Origin of the sequence: Acidiphilium iwatense (assembly GCF_021556475.1) — a bacterium.
Taxonomy (GTDB): Bacteria; Pseudomonadota; Alphaproteobacteria; order Acetobacterales; family Acetobacteraceae; genus Acidiphilium; species Acidiphilium iwatense.
The window spans coordinates 1-15,846 of sequence record NZ_JAKGBZ010000058.1 but is presented as its reverse complement, the minus strand read 5'-3'; the positions used below and the strand labels follow the sequence as shown (position 1 = coordinate 15,846).

Annotated in this window: 18 protein-coding genes and 1 pseudogene; 7 read left to right on the top strand and 12 right to left on the bottom strand. The window is 64.8% G+C overall.

Features of this window, described 5'->3' with window-relative positions; genetic code table 11:
• The first annotated feature begins 193 nt into the window (after positions 1 to 193).
• Both apaG and folE read left to right on the top strand, forming a co-directional pair.
• Positions 194 to 622, top strand: coding sequence for a Co2+/Mg2+ efflux protein ApaG (gene apaG / locus L2A60_RS17945; protein ID WP_235705819.1), 429 nt, complete (start codon positions 194 to 196; stop codon positions 620 to 622).
• A 75-nt stretch (positions 623 to 697) separates the two neighbouring features.
• On the top strand, positions 698 to 1,336 hold the full coding sequence (gene folE, locus L2A60_RS17940) for a GTP cyclohydrolase I FolE (protein ID WP_235705818.1): 639 nt from the start codon (positions 698 to 700) through the stop codon (positions 1,334 to 1,336).
• A gap of 21 nt (positions 1,337 to 1,357) precedes the next feature.
• Here the strand turns inward: folE and L2A60_RS17935 are convergent, their stop codons facing one another.
• Both L2A60_RS17935 and pyc read right to left on the bottom strand, forming a co-directional pair.
• Positions 1,358 to 1,966, bottom strand: coding sequence for a hypothetical protein (locus tag L2A60_RS17935; RefSeq protein WP_235705817.1), 609 nt, complete (start codon positions 1,964 to 1,966; stop codon positions 1,358 to 1,360).
• Between the two features lie 82 nt (positions 1,967 to 2,048).
• Positions 2,049 to 5,492, bottom strand: coding sequence for a pyruvate carboxylase (gene pyc / locus L2A60_RS17930; protein ID WP_235705816.1), 3,444 nt, complete (start codon positions 5,490 to 5,492; stop codon positions 2,049 to 2,051).
• A 179-nt stretch (positions 5,493 to 5,671) separates the two neighbouring features.
• Between pyc and L2A60_RS17925 the strand changes: the two genes are divergently transcribed.
• Both L2A60_RS17925 and L2A60_RS17920 read left to right on the top strand, forming a co-directional pair.
• Positions 5,672 to 5,950: a type II toxin-antitoxin system ParD family antitoxin gene (locus L2A60_RS17925; protein ID WP_235705815.1), complete on the top strand. Its 279-nt coding sequence runs from the start codon at positions 5,672 to 5,674 to the stop codon at positions 5,948 to 5,950.
• On the top strand, positions 5,947 to 6,264 hold the full coding sequence (locus L2A60_RS17920; protein ID WP_235705814.1) for a type II toxin-antitoxin system RelE/ParE family toxin: 318 nt from the start codon (positions 5,947 to 5,949) through the stop codon (positions 6,262 to 6,264). The genes L2A60_RS17925 and L2A60_RS17920 overlap by 4 nt, the downstream gene beginning before the upstream one ends.
• A gap of 80 nt (positions 6,265 to 6,344) precedes the next feature.
• Here the strand turns inward: L2A60_RS17920 and gltX are convergent, their stop codons facing one another.
• Complete coding sequence (gene gltX / locus L2A60_RS17915) at positions 6,345 to 7,679, bottom strand: glutamate--tRNA ligase (RefSeq protein ID WP_235705813.1); 1,335 nt, start codon at positions 7,677 to 7,679, stop codon at positions 6,345 to 6,347.
• A gap of 89 nt (positions 7,680 to 7,768) precedes the next feature.
• On the opposite strand from gltX, the gene L2A60_RS17910 reads away from it, so the two are divergent.
• Positions 7,769 to 8,971: an MFS transporter gene (locus L2A60_RS17910; RefSeq protein WP_407932569.1), complete on the top strand. Its 1,203-nt coding sequence runs from the start codon at positions 7,769 to 7,771 to the stop codon at positions 8,969 to 8,971.
• On the opposite strand, the gene L2A60_RS17905 is transcribed toward L2A60_RS17910, so the two are convergent.
• Both L2A60_RS17905 and L2A60_RS17900 read right to left on the bottom strand, forming a co-directional pair.
• Complete coding sequence (locus L2A60_RS17905; protein WP_235705812.1) at positions 8,960 to 10,312, bottom strand: NRAMP family divalent metal transporter; 1,353 nt, start codon at positions 10,310 to 10,312, stop codon at positions 8,960 to 8,962. The two genes, L2A60_RS17910 and L2A60_RS17905, sit on opposite strands and share 12 nt — an antisense overlap.
• Entirely contained in the window at positions 10,309 to 10,512 is a 204-nt protein-coding gene (locus L2A60_RS17900) for a hypothetical protein (protein ID WP_235705811.1), read from the bottom strand. Before L2A60_RS17900 ends, L2A60_RS17905 begins: the two co-directional genes overlap by 4 nt.
• A gap of 140 nt (positions 10,513 to 10,652) precedes the next feature.
• Between L2A60_RS17900 and mntR the strand changes: the two genes are divergently transcribed.
• Positions 10,653 to 11,102: a manganese-binding transcriptional regulator MntR gene (gene mntR / locus L2A60_RS17895; protein ID WP_235705810.1), complete on the top strand. Its 450-nt coding sequence runs from the start codon at positions 10,653 to 10,655 to the stop codon at positions 11,100 to 11,102.
• Positions 11,103 to 11,119: 17 nt separating this feature from the next.
• On the opposite strand, the gene L2A60_RS17890 is transcribed toward mntR, so the two are convergent.
• From L2A60_RS17890 to L2A60_RS17865, 6 genes are all read right to left on the bottom strand, one after another.
• Positions 11,120 to 11,545, bottom strand: a complete 426-nt coding sequence (locus L2A60_RS17890) for a type II toxin-antitoxin system VapC family toxin (protein ID WP_235705809.1) — start codon at positions 11,543 to 11,545, stop codon at positions 11,120 to 11,122.
• A complete protein-coding gene (locus L2A60_RS17885; protein ID WP_235705808.1) occupies positions 11,542 to 11,775 on the bottom strand; it encodes a type II toxin-antitoxin system Phd/YefM family antitoxin in 234 nt (77 codons plus the stop codon). The genes L2A60_RS17890 and L2A60_RS17885 overlap by 4 nt, the downstream gene beginning before the upstream one ends.
• Positions 11,776 to 11,897: 122 nt before the next feature.
• Entirely contained in the window at positions 11,898 to 12,779 is an 882-nt protein-coding gene (locus L2A60_RS17880; RefSeq protein ID WP_235705807.1) for a CDP-alcohol phosphatidyltransferase family protein, read from the bottom strand.
• Complete coding sequence (locus L2A60_RS17875) at positions 12,776 to 13,468, bottom strand: phosphatidylserine decarboxylase (protein ID WP_235705806.1); 693 nt, start codon at positions 13,466 to 13,468, stop codon at positions 12,776 to 12,778. The genes L2A60_RS17880 and L2A60_RS17875 overlap by 4 nt, the downstream gene beginning before the upstream one ends.
• A 47-nt stretch (positions 13,469 to 13,515) precedes the next feature.
• Positions 13,516 to 14,475, bottom strand: coding sequence for a CPBP family intramembrane glutamic endopeptidase (locus L2A60_RS17870; RefSeq protein WP_235705805.1), 960 nt, complete (start codon positions 14,473 to 14,475; stop codon positions 13,516 to 13,518).
• Between the two features lie 77 nt (positions 14,476 to 14,552).
• Entirely contained in the window at positions 14,553 to 14,777 is a 225-nt protein-coding gene (locus tag L2A60_RS17865) for a hypothetical protein (RefSeq protein WP_235705804.1), read from the bottom strand.
• Positions 14,778 to 14,924: 147 nt separating this feature from the next.
• Between L2A60_RS17865 and L2A60_RS17860 the strand changes: the two genes are divergently transcribed.
• Positions 14,925 to 15,626 carry a helix-turn-helix transcriptional regulator gene (locus L2A60_RS17860; RefSeq protein WP_235705803.1) on the top strand — a complete coding sequence of 234 codons (702 nt, stop codon included), beginning with the start codon at positions 14,925 to 14,927 and terminating at the stop codon, positions 15,624 to 15,626.
• Between the two features lie 110 nt (positions 15,627 to 15,736).
• On the opposite strand, the pseudogene L2A60_RS17855 reads toward L2A60_RS17860, so the two are convergent.
• Positions 15,737 to 15,846, bottom strand: a pseudogene (locus L2A60_RS17855) (IS5/IS1182 family transposase); the annotation flags it as partial.

Below are 15,846 nucleotides of genomic sequence, written 5' to 3'. Positions count from 1 at the left end.
TCCCATTGGTCAGCCCTCAGCCCATAACGCCCCATCAATCAGCCTTTCGGAATGCTGATCTGCTATGAATCAGGAAAACGGTCGCGCCGGAATCCCCCCGGTCAAATGACGACACACCCTAGTGTTCTATCGTTTCGGAAATTCGGAGAACGCTTCCGGCAACTCAAACGAATTTCCGAAACGGAACACTAGAATGACTATCAAGCGACTTGCGGAGCCGAACGATGTCTTTTCACGGGAGACCGCCGGGATCAGGGTGACCATCCGGGCGTTTTTCCTGGAAGACGAGTCGCGCCCGGAATCCCGGCATTTCGTCTGGGCCTACAAGGTGCGCATCGAGAATAACGGGCCGCTCACGGTGCAGTTGTTGCGGCGGACCTGGACCATCACCGACGCGCACGGCCATGTCCAGCAGGTCCACGGGCCGGGAGTGGTCGGCGAACAGCCGGTGCTCGATCCGGGCGATGCGTTCGAATATACCTCCGGCACCCCGCTGGAGACGCCGTCCGGCTTCATGAGCGGGATATTCCACATGATCGCGGTGGATAGCGGCGAAAAGCTCGATGTCGCCACGCCGTCGTTCAGCCTCGACAGCCCGCATGGCGATCTGCGGCTGCATTGAGGTTGCGGGATTGCCGGTTTAGACCATATGGCAGGGTGGCTGCGGCGTTCGAGCGGCCTGATTGGGAGATCGGACGTGGATATTGAAACCCCGAAGGACGCGCTGAATCGCGAGGTCGGCCTGAAGCGGCCGAGCCGTGCCGAGGCCGAGGCGGCGATCCGCACCCTGATCCGCTGGGCCGGCGACGACCCGGCGCGCGAGGGGCTGCAGGACACGCCGGCCCGCGTCGCGCGGGCCTACGAGGAGTTCTTCCGCGGCTATGCCGAGGACCCCGAAGATATCCTGACCCGCACCTTCGAGGAAATCGAGGGGTACGACGAGATGATCGTGCTGCGCGACATCCGCCTCGAATCCCATTGCGAGCACCATATGGTGCCGATCGTCGGCGTCGCGCATGTCGGCTATCTGCCCGACAAGCGGGTGGTGGGGATCAGCAAGCTCGCGCGGGTGGTGGATGCCTACGCCAAGCGGTTGCAAATTCAGGAAAAACTGACCGCGCAGATCGCCAACACGATCAACGACGTGCTGCAGCCGCGCGGGGTCGCCGTGGTGATCGAGGCCGGGCACGAATGCATGTCGACGCGCGGAGTTCACAAAACCGGGGTGGCGATGGTGACCAGCCGGATGCTCGGCGCGTTCCGCGACAACCCATCCACCAGGCGGGAGTTCCTGGCAATGATTTCGAACCGGCGGAGCGTGACGGTTGAGACGTAAGCCGAATTCAGGATTGCCGGTTCAGCCGAATTCGATTTTCAGAGACGCGTTCACAAGGCCCGGAAACGATATGCCGCCTTCGATCGACCAGGATTTCGGCGTCAGCAGGCTCTGGATGATTTTCCAGATCGATGCGGCGATTCCGCCGAGATAGTTCAAAAGATGGGACACCCAGCCAGGCGTTGCCAAAGCCATTGTCGGCGGGGTGGGTGACTCGCTGGAAGTAAGGGTTGGCGGCATCGTGAATCTCAATTGCAGAAGCTCGATTTCCGCCGTTTTCGCGAGGATCATCGCGTGTGCCGATACAAGGCCATTCAATTTTTTATCGGCGCCCTGACCATTGACTTCGGCGCCCTGACCATTGACTTCGGCGTCCTGACCATTGACTTCGGCGTCCTGACCTTTGACTTTGGCGTCCTGATCTTTGACTGTGGTGAGTAATTCAAGAAGATTATTATTAAATTCATCAAATTTCAATGAGTTATGGAATTGCCGCTCCGCCTCAGCCCGGACGTATTGTTCACCATACTGGGATTGGATCAGAGAAATCACGCAGTCAATCGTCGTTTCGATCGACGCCAGAGCTTTTTCATCGAGGATAATTTTCCGTTCTTTATCGGGCTGTTCCATTGGTTGCCTCCCCGCAACAGATGAACGATCATATCATTCTTACATTGGATCGGGAGAAAAATATTCACCGGGATTCACGTCGTTATCCAATCTCCACTAGCAGATCCTTCGCGTCCACCGCCTCGCCGGGCTTGACGTGCAGCGCCTTCACCGTGCCGTCGCGCGGTGCGGCAATCCGGGTCTGCATTTTCATCGCCTCGATCGCGATCAGGGCTTCGCCCTGGGCGATGTTCTGGCCCTCGCGCACCAGGATGGTGGCGATGGTGCCGGGCATCGGCGCGCCGATTTCATGGTCCTTCGCCTCGTCGGCCTTGCGCCGCGCCGCCCGCGCCGGGGTGACCGCGCGGTTCGGCACCTTCACCACGCGCGGCTGGCCGTTGAGTTCGAAAAACACCCGCGCATTGCCTTCCTCGTCGGTTTCGCCGATCGCCTGTAGGCGCAGAATCAGGGTCTTGCCGGCCTCGATTTCGATGGCGATTTCATCGCCCGGCTGCATACCGTAGAAAAACACCGGGGTGGGCAGCACCGCGACCGGCCCATAGGTGCGCCGCGCCGCGCGATAGGCGGCATAGACCTCGGGATACATCGCATAGGCGGCGAGATCGTCATCGGTGATCGCGCCCTCGCAGCGCGCGGCGGCGCGGGCGCGCATCGCGTCGAGATCGGCGGCGGCGAGCAACGAGCCGGGGCGGACGGTATAGGGTTGCTGGTCGTGCAGCGCCTTGGCCTGCAGCAGGCTGGGCCATCCGCCGGGTGGCTGGCCGAGATCGCCGCGCAGCATGTCGACCGCCGAGGCGGGAAAGGCGATTTCCCGCGCCGGGTCGAGAATGTCGGCGACGCCGAGATCCTGTGCGACCATCATCAGCGCCATGTCGCCCACCACCTTGGATGAGGGCGTGACCTTGACGATATCGCCGAACATCATGTTGACGTCGCGGTAGGTACGGGCGATGTCGTGCCAGCGCTCCGCGAGGCCGAGCGAGCGCGCCTGCTCGCGTAGATTGGTGAACTGGCCGCCGGGCATTTCGTGGAGATAGACTTCCGAGGCGCCGGATTGCAGATCGCTCTCGAACGCGGCGTATTGCGCGCGCACCGCCTCCCAATAGAAGCTCAGGCGGCGGATGATCGCGGGATCGAGTCCGGTATCGCGCCCGGTATGGCGCCAGGCTTCGACCAGCGAGCCGAGGCAGGGTTGCGAGGTGAGGCCGGACATCGGGTCCATCGCGGCGTCGATCGCATCCGCCCCGGCTTCGACCGCCGCCAGCACGGTCGCCGCCGAAATCCCCGAGGTGTCGTGGGTGTGCAGATGGATCGGCAGCGCGGTCGCATCGCGCAAGGCGCGGACCAGAACGGTGGCGGCGGAGGGTTTCAGCACGCCGGCCATGTCCTTGATCGCGATGATGTGGCAGCCGGCGGCTTCGAGCTGCCTGGCGAGATCGACATAGTAGTTCAGCGAATATTTGGCGCGTTCGGGGTCGAGGATGTCGCCGGTGTAGCAGATCGCGCCTTCCGCGAGCTTGCCGGCCTCAAGCACCGCATCGATCGCGACGCGCATGTTCTCGACCCAGTTGAGGCAGTCGAAAACGCGGAACAAATCGATGCCGCCGGCGGCGGCCCGCTGGACGAAGAAGCGCACCACATTGTCCGGGTAGTTGGTATAGCCGACGCCGTTGGCGCCGCGCAGCAGCATCTGCAACAGAATGTTAGGAGCGGCAGTGCGGATTTTTGCCAGCAGCTCCCATGGGTTTTCGTTGAGAAAGCGCATCGCGACATCGAAGGTGGCGCCACCCCAGCATTCGAGAGAGAACAATCCGGGCAGTCCGGCGGCATAGGCGGGTGCGGCGGCGGCGATGTCGTAGCTGCGCATCCGCGTCGCTAACAACGATTGATGGGCGTCGCGCATGGTGGTGTCGGTGACCAGGACGCGCGATTGCGCGCGCATCCATTCGGCGAAGCCATTCGGGCCGAGTTTGTCGAGGAGTTGCCTGGTGCCGTCGGCGGGTTTGGCGGCGATGCGCGGCGCGTCCGGCGTGCGGGCATGGGCCGCTGGGCGCTTCTTGCCGCGCGTTTCGGGATGGCCGTTGACGGTGACGTCGGCGACGTAACGGAGCAGGCGGGTGGCGCGGTCGCGGCGTTTCGGCAATGAAAACAATTCGGGCGTGGTGTCGATGAAGCGGGTGGTGTAGTCGCCGGCCTGAAACGACGGATGGGTGAGCAGGGCTTCGAGAAACGGCAGATTGGTGGTGACGCCCCGGATGCGGTATTCCCGCAAGGCGCGGACCATGCGGGCGATGGCTTCTTCCGGCGTCGGCGCCCAGGCAGTCACTTTTTCCAACAAGGCGTCATAGAAGCGGGTGACCACGGCGCCGGAATAGGCGGTGCCGCCGTCGAGCCTGATGCCGAAGCCGAAGGCGCCGCGATAGGCGGAGATGCGGCCGTAATCGGGGATGAAATTGTTTTCGGGATTCTCGGTGGTGATCCGGCATTGCAATGCGTTGCCGTCGAGCGCGATGGCGTCCTGTGCTGGCACGCCGGTTTCGGGCAGGTTGCCGATATGGCCACCTTCGGCGATGCGGATCTGGGCTTTGACGATGTCGATCCCGGTGACCATTTCGGTGACCGTGTGCTCGACCTGGATGCGCGGGTTGACCTCGATGAAATAGAAGTTGCCGGTGTCACGGTCGAGCAGGAATTCGACGGTGCCGGCGTTTTTGTAGTCGGTGGCGCGGCCGATGTTCAGCGCGGCCTCGCACAGCCCGGCGCGGGTTTCATGATCGAGATAGGGGGCCGGCGCGCGCTCGACGACTTTCTGGTGGCGGCGCTGGATCGAGCAGTCGCGCTCGAACAGATGAACCAGATTGCCGTGGGAATCGCCGAGCAACTGCACCTCGACATGGCGGGCGCGGCGGACCAGTTTTTCGAGATAGACCTCGTCGTTGCCGAACGCGGCCTTGGCTTCGCGCCGGGCGGTTTCGACCTGCTCGATCAGCGTGTCTTCGGCATCGATCGGCCGCATCCCGCGCCCGCCGCCGCCCCAGGAGGCTTTCAGCATCACCGGGTAGCCGATTTCGGCGGCGATGCGTTTGGTGGCTTCGGCATCGTCGGTCAACGGCGGGCTCGCCGGCATCACCGGCACGCCGACCGAGACGGCGAGGTTGCGCGCCGCGACCTTGTTGCCCAGGGTGCGCATGGTCCGCGGATCGGGGCCGATGAACACGATGCCGGAGGCGGCGCAGGCATCGGCGAAATCGGGGTTTTCCGAAAGAAACCCGTAGCCGGGGTGGATCGCATCGGCGCGGGCCTCGACGGCGACGCGCAATACCTCGTCGATCGAGAGATAGGCTTCGATCGGGCCGAGCCCCTTGCCGATCAGATAGGCTTCGTCCGCCTTGAAGCGGTGCAGCGAAAGCTTGTCCTGCTCGGCATAGACGGCGATGGTGGCGATGCCGAGTTCGGTCGCGGCGCGAAACACCCGGATCGCGATCTCGGAGCGGTTGGCGACGAGCAGGCGCTTGAATTTTTTCATGTTTTGCTCCGGGACGGCGAGGAGGGCGGGAATCGCTGCGCCGGCGCAAGCTATTGCGACATAATCTTGCTGGCAAGCCCTTTTGTGCGGTGCGGAAGAAGGAAGGCGCGGAAAAGCCGTTGAAATTGTCCGTCCAGTTTGGTAGGATTTAATCCTACTTATTTCATAGGAGTGGTCCGATGCGTTCGACCCAGCAAATGAGCATCACCCTGCCCAAGGAGATGGCACAACTCATTCGCGCCAAGGTCGCGGCCGGTGAATATGCGAGCGAGAGCGAAGTCATCCGCGACGGACTTCGCACCCTGCTTGCCCGTGACCGAGCCGTGGAGAGCTGGCTGCGCGAACAGGTGGCGCCAGCCTATGACGCACTGAAAGCCGATCCCACACGCGCGATTTCGGTGGGCGATGTCCGCGCTATACTCGCGCGCGAACACGCAAAGGCCAAAGCATCACGGTGAAGACCTGCACGATCGTCTTTACGCCCGAAGCGCAAAGCCAGCTTGCCGCCTTGCACCACCATCTCGCAACGAACGCCACGCCGGATATGGCGGCACGCTATACCGAAGCGCTGATAACGCGTTGTGAATCCCTAGCCACGCTGCCGCGCCGCGCCATTGCGCGCGATGACATCCGCCCAGGACTGCGGATCATGAATTATCGAAAAAGAACAGTCATCGCCTTCAGCATAGAGGCGGATCGTGTCGCGATCATCGGTGTGTTCCACGGCGGGCAGGATTATGAAGCCGCACTTGAACAGGATGAGGGGGAATAAGGGTCATTCCGACCGATTGGGTAGGCTGTTTGGATTGACGCTGTGACGATCAATCTTTTTGTCACCACTCCAATGCGGACCTACCCCGCCGCCCGGTTCAGGCGCGCCAGAGCGCGGGGGCGGCCGATCAAAGGGAGCAGCGCCGCCAGCTCGGGGCCGTGGCTCTCGCCGGTCAGGGCGAGGCGGAGCGGCATGTAGAGCGATTTGCCGCGCGCGCCGGTGGCGGCGGAGATGGCGGTGGTCCAGGTTTTCCAGGTGGTTTCGTCCCAGGGTTCGGGCGGCAGCGCGTCGCGCGCGGCGGTCAGCAGGTCGCGCGCTTCGGGCAGGTTCGGGGTGTCGATGCCGCCCTGAACCACCTCCCACCAGTTGCGCGCTTCGGAGAGAAGATCGAGATTGCCGCGCACCGCCATCCAGAATTCTTCTCCCGCCCCATCCGGCAGGCGGCTGGCGACATCCGCATAGGACAGGCCGTGCAGCACCTTGCGGTTCAGCGCGAGCAGTTGCTTCGGGTCGAAGCGGGGCGCGCCGCGCGAGAAATCGGCGAGGTCGAAGGTTTCGGCGAGTTCGGCGAGGGTGAGCGGTTCGGGGTCGCGGCGCGAGCCGAGCCGTGCCAGATAGCCGGCGAGGGCGCGTGCCTCGATCCCGTCCCGCCGCAGGGTGCGGAGAGAAATACTGCCGGCGCGTTTGGAGAGCTTGTCGCCGGCGGCATCGGAAATCAGCGGCAGATGGGCGAAGACGGGCAGAGATGCGCGCGGCGCCAGGGCGCGCAGCAGGTCGATCTGCACGACGGTGTTGGTGACGTGGTCTTCGCCGCGAATGATGTGGGTGATGGCGAGATCGAGATCGTCCACCACCGAGGTGAAGGTGTAGAGCGGGGTGTTATCGGCGCGGATCAGCACCGGGTCGGACAGGGTGTTCAGGCGGACTTCGCGGCGGCCGAGCACGAGATCGCCCCAGGCGATTGCACCGTCCGACAATTTGAACCGCCAGTAGGGTGTCTTGCCGTTCGCTTCGGCCGCCGAGCGCTGTTCCGGGGTGAGTTTCAGCATCGCGCGGTCGTAGATCGGCGGGAGTTTGCGTTTGGCCCGCTGCGCGCGCTTCGCGGCGAGTTCCTCCTCGGATTCGAAGCACGGGTAGAGCAGGCCGGCGGCTTTGAGCCGGTCGGCGGCTTCGGCGTAGCGGGCGAGCCGGTCCGACTGCTTTACCAGCGAGTCCCATTCGATGCCGAGCCAGCGCAGATCCTGCTCGATCGCCGCTTCGTATTCCGGGCGCGAGCGCTCGGTATCGGTATCGTCGATGCGGAGCAGGAACCGGCCGCCCTGGGCGCGGGCGAACAGGTAATTGACCACGGCCTGGCGGGCGTTGCCGGCGTGGAGGTAGCCGGTGGGCGACGGAGCGAAACGAACATGGACCATGAAAGGCTGGTAGCATGGCTTGATTGCACAGGACGAGAGTGTGCCGCGCCCGATTGTGTCTTATATGCTGACCGATCGGAGGGTTGAGCGTGAGCGCAGTCGTCGGGACCGAGCAGAAATCCGCCAGCCGTGCCGCCATGGCGGTGCTGGTGGGGATCAGTATCTGTCACATGCTGAACGACATGATGCAGGCGCTGCTGCCGGCGATCTACCCGCTGCTCAAGGGCGGGTTTCACCTGAATTTCGCGCAGATCGGGCTGCTTACCCTGGTGTATCAGGTGACGGCCTCGCTGCTGCAGCCGCTGATCGGGCTTTATACCGACGCGAAGCCGAAGCCGTTTTCGCTGCCGGTCGGCATGGGGTTCACCCTGGCCGGGCTGGTCTGTCTGGCGTTCGCGACGGGTTATCCCGAGTTGCTGGGCGGTGCCGCGCTGCTGGGGATCGGCTCTTCGGTGTTCCATCCGGAATCCTCGCGCATCGCGCGGGCGGCGTCGGGCGGGCGGCATGGCTTCGCGCAGTCGCTGTTTCAGGTCGGCGGCAATTTCGGCCAGTCGCTCGGGCCGCTGCTGGCGGCGTTTTTCATCCTGCCGCGCGGGCGGGAAAGCATGGCGTGGTTCGTGCTGGCGGCGCTGCTCGGGATGGCGATTCTGACCGCGATCGGCGCGTGGTTCCGCGCCAACGGGCACGCGAAGCCGCGGGCGCGGGTGGTGGTGCGCGACGATGCGCCGCCGGGCAAAATCATGGTGCCGCTGGCGTTGCTCGCCGTGCTGATGATGTCGAAGTTCGTCTATCTCGCCAGCATCAATTCCTATTACATTTTCTACCTCATGCACCGGTTTCATCTGCCGGTGCAGTCGGCACAGATCGATTTGTTCGTGTTCCTCGCGGCGGCGGCAGCGGGCACCATGATCGGCGGGCCGATCGGCGACCGGATCGGCCGGCGCGCGGTGATCCGGGGTTCGATTCTGGGCGTGCTGCCGTTCACCCTGGCGCTGCCCTTCGCCAACCTGCCGATGACCGTGGTGCTGAGCGTGATGATCGGGCTGATTTTGTCGTCGGCGTTTTCGGCGATCGTGGTCTATGCCAACGAGTTGATGCCAGGAAGGGTGGGTGCGGTGTCCGGCCTGTTCTTCGGCCTGGCGTTCGGCGTCGCCGGGCTGGGTGCGGCAGGGCTGGGCGTGGTCGCGGATTGGACCAGCATCACCACGGTCTATCGGATCTGCGCGTTCCTGCCGGTTCTGGGTATCGCGGCTTTGTGGCTGCCGGACACGGTTCGCGCCTCAACGAAATAGGCTGGGCAGCACCACGGTCGCGGCGAAGCCGAGGCCGCAGGCGATCAGGAACGCGGTGACGCCGATGCCGGCGATATTGCCGGCGAGCCGGTTGCGATAGTCGCCCATCAATTCCCGGTCATTGGCGAGAACCAGAAGGAACAGCAATGCGGGCGGCATCGCGAGGGTGGCCACCACGTTGACCAGGATGACGATTTCCTCCAGCGGCGCGCCGGGAATCAGGGTCAGGCCGCCGGCGGCGCAGGCCGAGCCGAGCAGGACGATATAGAAGGGCAGACCCTCGCGCAGCGGGCTGTTCAGGCTGTGAGCGTGGCCGAGCACCTCGCCGAAGGCATAGGCCGACGAGGTCGAAATGGTGATCGCCGCGACCAGCCCGGCTTCGAAAATGCCGATCGCGAACAAAGCGGCGCCGAGATGCCCGGTATAGGGGGCGATGGCTTCGGCGAATTGCGCGGCCTGGAAATTGCCGGCGCTGATGCCGTGGGTGAACAGCGGCGCGGTCGCCACGATCGCCGCGATGCCGAACAGCGCCGCGAGGACCGAGCCGATCAGCGTGTCGAGCCGCACGGCTTTGAGGTCGTGCGTGGTCAGGCCTTTATCGGCCACCGCGCCCTGCTGGAAGAACAGCATCCAGGGTGTCACGGTGGCGCCGATATCGGCGATCATCAGGGTGATGGTGCCGGGCGTGAAGCCGTTGGGCAGCGGGCCCCAGGTGAGCAAGGCATGGCCGATCGCGCCGGGATCGGGGTGGGCGAACAACGCGACGGGGAGAAAAATCGCGTTGCCCAAGGCAAGGCCCATGGTGATGCGTTCCCAGGTCTTGTAGCGCGAAGTCGAGATCGCGAAGCCGATGACCAGGATGCTGAAGCCGACCGCGACCAGAGGCGGCACGCCGAAAAAGCCGAGACCGGCGCGGATGCCGATGAATTCGGTGACCAGGGTGAGAAAATTGCCGGCGACCAGATCGAGCATCGCGAAGCCGCCCCAGAACCGGCCGAATCGGGCGAAAATCAGCTCGGCGTGGCCCTGGCCGGTCGCGGCGCCGATGCGCGCCGCCATTTCCTGCACGATGAAGCCGATCGCGAAGGTGGCGGCGACGAAGGGCAGGAAAAAGCCGATGCCGAATTGCGCGCCTGTCGCCGCGTAGGAGAGCATGCTCGGCGCGTCGTTCTCGCCGAGAAAGGTGAGAACGCCGGGGCCGGCGAGCAGCAGGAGCAGCCGTACGCCGGACCAGCGCGAACGGCGGCGGCGGATGATCTCGATGACGCGGCGGTCGCGCGCGCGGTCGAAGTCCTCATGCGCGGGGTTTTGCGGTTCGGCCAAGGCCGCATGTCTTTTCATTGCGACAGGCGCAGAAGCACGATTCCGACCACGAAGAGCATGGCGAACACGTAAAGACGCAGGGACCAGAACAGGATGCGCACGCCGAGCGACACCTTCCGGCGCTGCCAGACCGCCATGCGGCGAGCGGCGTATTCCATCGCCTCCCGGTGCAGGGCGCCGTCGTGATCGCGGATAAGGGTGTCAGTCGTTACGCTCATACCAAAGATTATAGCCTTGGCTTTATTTTGGTCAATAGGCATCGGATAATGGTGATGGCGATATTCCATGCGCGCAGAAACCTGTTGGCGTCGCGGCGGCCTTGGTTGTAAGCCGGTCGTCATGAACGGAGCGAGACGCGATGGAAGCCGTGCCGCGGCAAGATGAATCCGGCCTGCCGTCCGAGCCGACCCAGGCGGAGCGGTTCGGCAAGGCGCGGAACGCGCAATCGACCGCTCTGCTGGAGGATTATGTCGAGCTGATCGCGGACCTGCTCGCGATCAACGGCGAAGCGCGGCCGATCGACATCGCGCGGCGGCTCGGCGTGTCGCATCCGACGGCGGTGAAAAGCATCAACCGGCTGAAACGCGAGGGGCTGGCGACGGCGAAGCCCTATCGCGGCGTATTCCTGACCGAGGAGGGCCAGGCGATGGCCGAGCGGGTACGCGCGCGCCACCGGCTGGTGGTGCGGGTGCTGGAGGCGCTGGGCGTGCCGGCGGAAACCGCCGAGGCGGATGCCGAGGGCATCGAGCATTACGTGTCGGATGTTTCGCTGCGGGCGTTCAGCCGGTTCCTGAAGGCGCGGGGGTGATAATCCGCAGGCATCACTCAAAGCAGCGCCGTTTTCACCCCGACCTCGATTCCGGCTGTGCTCAGCCCGCGATCCAGCGTGCAGAGTGTTGCCCCGCATTCACCGCAAATCGCGAGATGCAGCGCATCGCCCGCGCGCAACCCGAGCCCATGCTGGTCGGCGAATCGTGTCGCCGTGCGGAATTGTGCACCGGACACCGGCAGGATCATGAAACTCTCCTGGCTCAGCCGCGCGAACAGCCCGAACGCATCGGCCCGCTGGGCCGCATCGATCTGACCGCCCCGCAGCTTGATCGACAAGGCCGAAGAAAATTCGGTAATCACCCAGTCACTGATCGCCAGATTTTCCTCATCCTGGGCTCCGAGCCAAGTCTGCATCCGCCCCGTCTCCGCCTCGCGCGTCAGCGCCGCGACCAACACCGACGTATCGAGATACAGGATCAATACCGATCCTCATCGCGCATCCGCCGTACAAAATCCCGCGCCGTCTCGGATTGTTTTTTTGCGCCGGCGGTCACCGCGCGCAATGCAGCGATATCGACAGGCTTGCGCGGCTTCGCCACCGCACTGATCTGTGCCACCGGCTTACCCCGCCGCGTGATTCGGATGACTTCCCCGCAAGCCGCCCGCTCGACCACTTCACTCAGATGCGCCTTGGCGTCGGCAAGGCTCATATTGTCCATGGATTTTTCATGACCATCTAGTTGGTCATGTATAGCAAAGCACTGCCACCAAGGCAATCAAATGGTTTGAATCAAGGCAGATGTTTCCCCGAACCTTTGTGCTCGCGGCGTGATTACGACCCGTCCGGGGCCTGATCGGGGTGCAGGCGCGCCTCGGCCTCGGCCTGGAGGCGTTTGAAGCTGCGGTGGCTGAACGGCAGCATGACCAGATAGGCGATGGCGAGCAGAGCGAGGCCGAGCCACGGGTCGGCCATCAGCAATGCGGCGAACAGCACGATGCCGAGCAGCAGGCCGAGCACGTATTCCGGCGGCACCTTGAAATTCTTGAAACTCCAGACCGCGATCGTGGAGACGCAGAGCAGGGCGGTGCCGACCAGAACCACGGCGCTCAGCGCCGGCGCATGGGCGAGGTCGGCGAGCCAGACCACGCGGTGTTCCGCCGATTCGAGCCCGAGATAGATCGGCAGCAATGACAAAGCCGCCCCGGCGGGCGCGGGCACGCCGGTGAAGAAATTATAGGAAAACCGCGAGGGCGGCAGATGAGCGCCCGGCGGGTGCGGCATCGCATCCAGCGCCGCGTTGAACCGGGCGAGACGCAGCGCCATGCAGGCGGTGAACATCAAAGCGGGCAGATAGCCGAACGCGCCCCATGCATCGAGCGACCAGAGGTACAGGGTCAGCGCCGGGGCGATGCCGAAGCACAGGAAATCGGACAGGCTGTCGAACTCCGCGCCGAAGCGGGATGTGGCTTTGAGCAGGCGGGCGAGCCTTCCGTCCAGCCCGTCGATCGCGCCGGCGACCGCGATGGCGATCACCGCCGCGCCGAAGCGCTGGTCGAGCGCGAAGCGGATCGCGGTGAAGCCGACGCACAGACCTACCAAGGTCAGCAGATTGGGCAGCATCCGGTTGAAGCTCAGTCCGCGCAGCCGGGGCCGGCGCGGCGGGCGGCGGCGCGGCAGAACGAACAGGCCGGGTTGCTTGCCGGTTTCGCTCATATCGCCACGGAGTCGGGGGCCGGCGGGGCGAGATTGGCCAGAACCGTCTCGCCGCCCACCATGCGCTGGCCGACTGCGACCAGCGGCACCGTGCCGGGCGGCAGATAGAGATCAGTGCGGCTGCCGAACCGGATGATGCCGAACCGCGCGCCGGTGACCACCCGGTCGCCTTCGTGGATGTCGCACAGGATGCGCCGCGCGATCAGCCCGGCGATCTGCACCACGGCGATTTCCGCGCCGGATTCGAGGCGGATCGCGATCGCGTTGCGCTCGTTCTGCTCGGATTCCTTGGCGGCGGCATTGACGAAGCTGCCGTGGCGATAGGCGATGCGGGTGACGATGCCGGCCATCGGGATGCGGTTGACGTGAACATCGAGCACCGACAGGAAAATCGCGATGCGCGGCATCGGCGTCAAAGCCAGGCCAAGCTCGGCGGGCGGAATCGCGAGATCGACCAGCACCACGCGGCCGTCGGCTGGGGCGACCACAGCATCGGGGCGTGGCGGCGGCACGCGTTCGGGGTCGCGGAAGAAGAACAGGCATAACAGGGTGACGATCAGCCCGATCCAGGCGAGCCAGCCGGCGAGGATCAGGCCGAGCACCAGAACGACGAGGCCCGCCGCGATGAACGGAAATCCGGCCCGGTGCGGCGGCACCAGGGAGGCGCGCAGACTGTCGATGATGTCCATGGGCAAGTTATGGCGAGCCGTGGTGCATCGCGCAAGAATGCGACGGTTCAGCCGCGGGCGAAGGTTTTGATCCGCACAGGGCGAAGCAGAATATAGGTGGCGATGGCGGCGAGCGCCATCACGGCGAGGCAGAACACGCTGCCTTCCGGCCCGGTCACGCCGCCGCTGAACCAGATATTGCCGTGCGGCCGCAACTCCAGCATCCGGCCGGCGAAGCGCAGCCCGCTGTCGCGGCTGCCATAGACGAAATTCTCGCTCCAATCCCAGGCCATGTGAAAGCCGATCGCCCACCAGAGCGAGCCGGTCAACCGGATCGCGAGGCAGAACAGCAATCCGGCGGTGGCGGCGGTGAGCAGTCCGATCGGGGTTTCGCCGGGATTGGTGCCGTGGATCGCGCCGAAGCCGATTGCGAGCAGGATCGAGGCCGGCCAGAAGCCGGTGCCGCGCGCGAGGGTCCAGAGCAGATAGCCGCGCGCGCTGATTTCCTCGGCGAGGGCGATCAGCAATGCGGCGCCGAGCCATTCCGCGCCATAGCGCAGATCGCCCAGCGCGCCGTGCGCGCCGCGCGAGACGATGTTGTCGCCGGTCGCGATCAGCAGTCCGGCGAGCAGGCCGAGGGCGGCGAAACCGCCGAGCCAGCCGCCGAGGAACAGCCGGGTTTTACGCGCACCGCCGAGGCCGTAGGCGGTGAATCCGGCGCCCTCCAGCCACGCCATTGCGCCGGTTGCCGCGAGGCTGGAGAGCAGCAGCACGGAGTCGCCGACGACGACGGCGAGCGGCGTCAGCGGCGGCGGGTGATGAGGATGATCGATCCCAAGGCGCTGAAACACCCTGAAATGGTGCAGCAGGAACATCCCCGCCGCGATCAGCGTGCCGGCGATGGCGGCGAACAGCACGATGCGCCATCCCGCGCGCACGCCGTCCGCGCCGGTGAAGATTCGCTTGAAAATGCCGCTTTTGCGTCCTGGCATGGCGCGATGGCGGGTGAGGCAGCCTCGAAGGCGCATCCTGTCGGTCTCCAGCCGGTTCCGGCCGGATAGACAATCGGCGCGACTGCCGCGTCAAGGTGGCGCGGGATTACGCGTCACAATACGAAAATCGCCGTGTGCGTCATCGCGGCGGCTCCGCCGCCGGCGAGCGCCAGGGCGAGGGCAACGACGAGCATGGCGCCCAAAGCGAAGCCGATCGCCGGGCCGGCAAGCATGGCGAGCCGCATCGCGCCCGGTGCGTCCGGTGCTGCGAACGCATCGGATAACCGGCTTGGCGGCGGTTTCTTGGGAGTGCGGTATTTTACCAGTCTTTCAGTCATGGTGGTGTCCTTGCAAGACAATCATATGCTGGAGCGACCCAAAGCGCCGGCGATGCCGGTGTTTTCCGATTCAGGGACGCGCGGTATAAACCACCCCAATGGCCAGGGGCCTGTCAGTTGCGGCTGCGACGAGGGGAGATGGCAGCCATGCGTAAGGCATCGCGCCTGTTCGAGATCATCCAGATCCTCCGGCTTGCCGGCAAGCCGGTGACCGCCGCCCGGATCGCGGCGGAGCTGGAGGTGACGCCGCGCTCGATCTACCGCGACATCGCCGCCTTGCAGGTCATGCGCGTGCCGATCGAAGGCGGCCGCGGCATCGGCTATATCCTGCGTCCCGGCTTCGATCTGCCGCCGCTGATGTTCTCGATCGAGGAGACCGAGGCGATCGTGCTGGCGCTGGCGCTGCTGGAACGGACCGCCGATGCCGCGCTCAGGAATGCCGCAAAGCAGGTTCGCCAGAAGATCGCCGCCGCCATCCCGCCGCCGCTGCGCCAGGCGCTGGACGCCGGCGCCCTTTACGCCTGGGGTTCGGTGGCGGCGACGCCGGCGGGGATCGATCTCGCCATTGTGCGCCGCGCGATCCGCGACGAGCAGAAGCTGACGATCGACTACCGGGATCAGTTCGGCCGCGCGACCAGCCGGACCATCCGGCCGATCGTGCTGATCTACTACTCGGAAACGGCGACGATCGTCGCGTGGTGCGAATTGCGCCGGGGCATCCGCAGTTTCCGCGCTGACCGGGTGATCGGCAGCGTGCTGGACGGCGAATTTTTCCGCGGCGAAGGGGCCGGGCTGCGGAAGGAGTGGGTCGCGAACTGGGCGGCGAAACGGGGGCTCGCGGCCGACTGAAATCGCTGCTAGTGTGGTGGTTCTGAAGTTCCTACGTATGTGCGGCGGTGCGTTTAGGAACTTCAGAACCAAAAACCACACTAGAATCATATGTTTGCTAGGGTGTGTCGTCAATTAAGCCAGATAGCGGTGGCGGTGAGGTGGACGCCTGCGAGGAAGTTTCTGGCGGTTTTGTCGTAGCGCGTTGCAATGGCGCGGAATTGCTTGAGTTTGGCAAAGA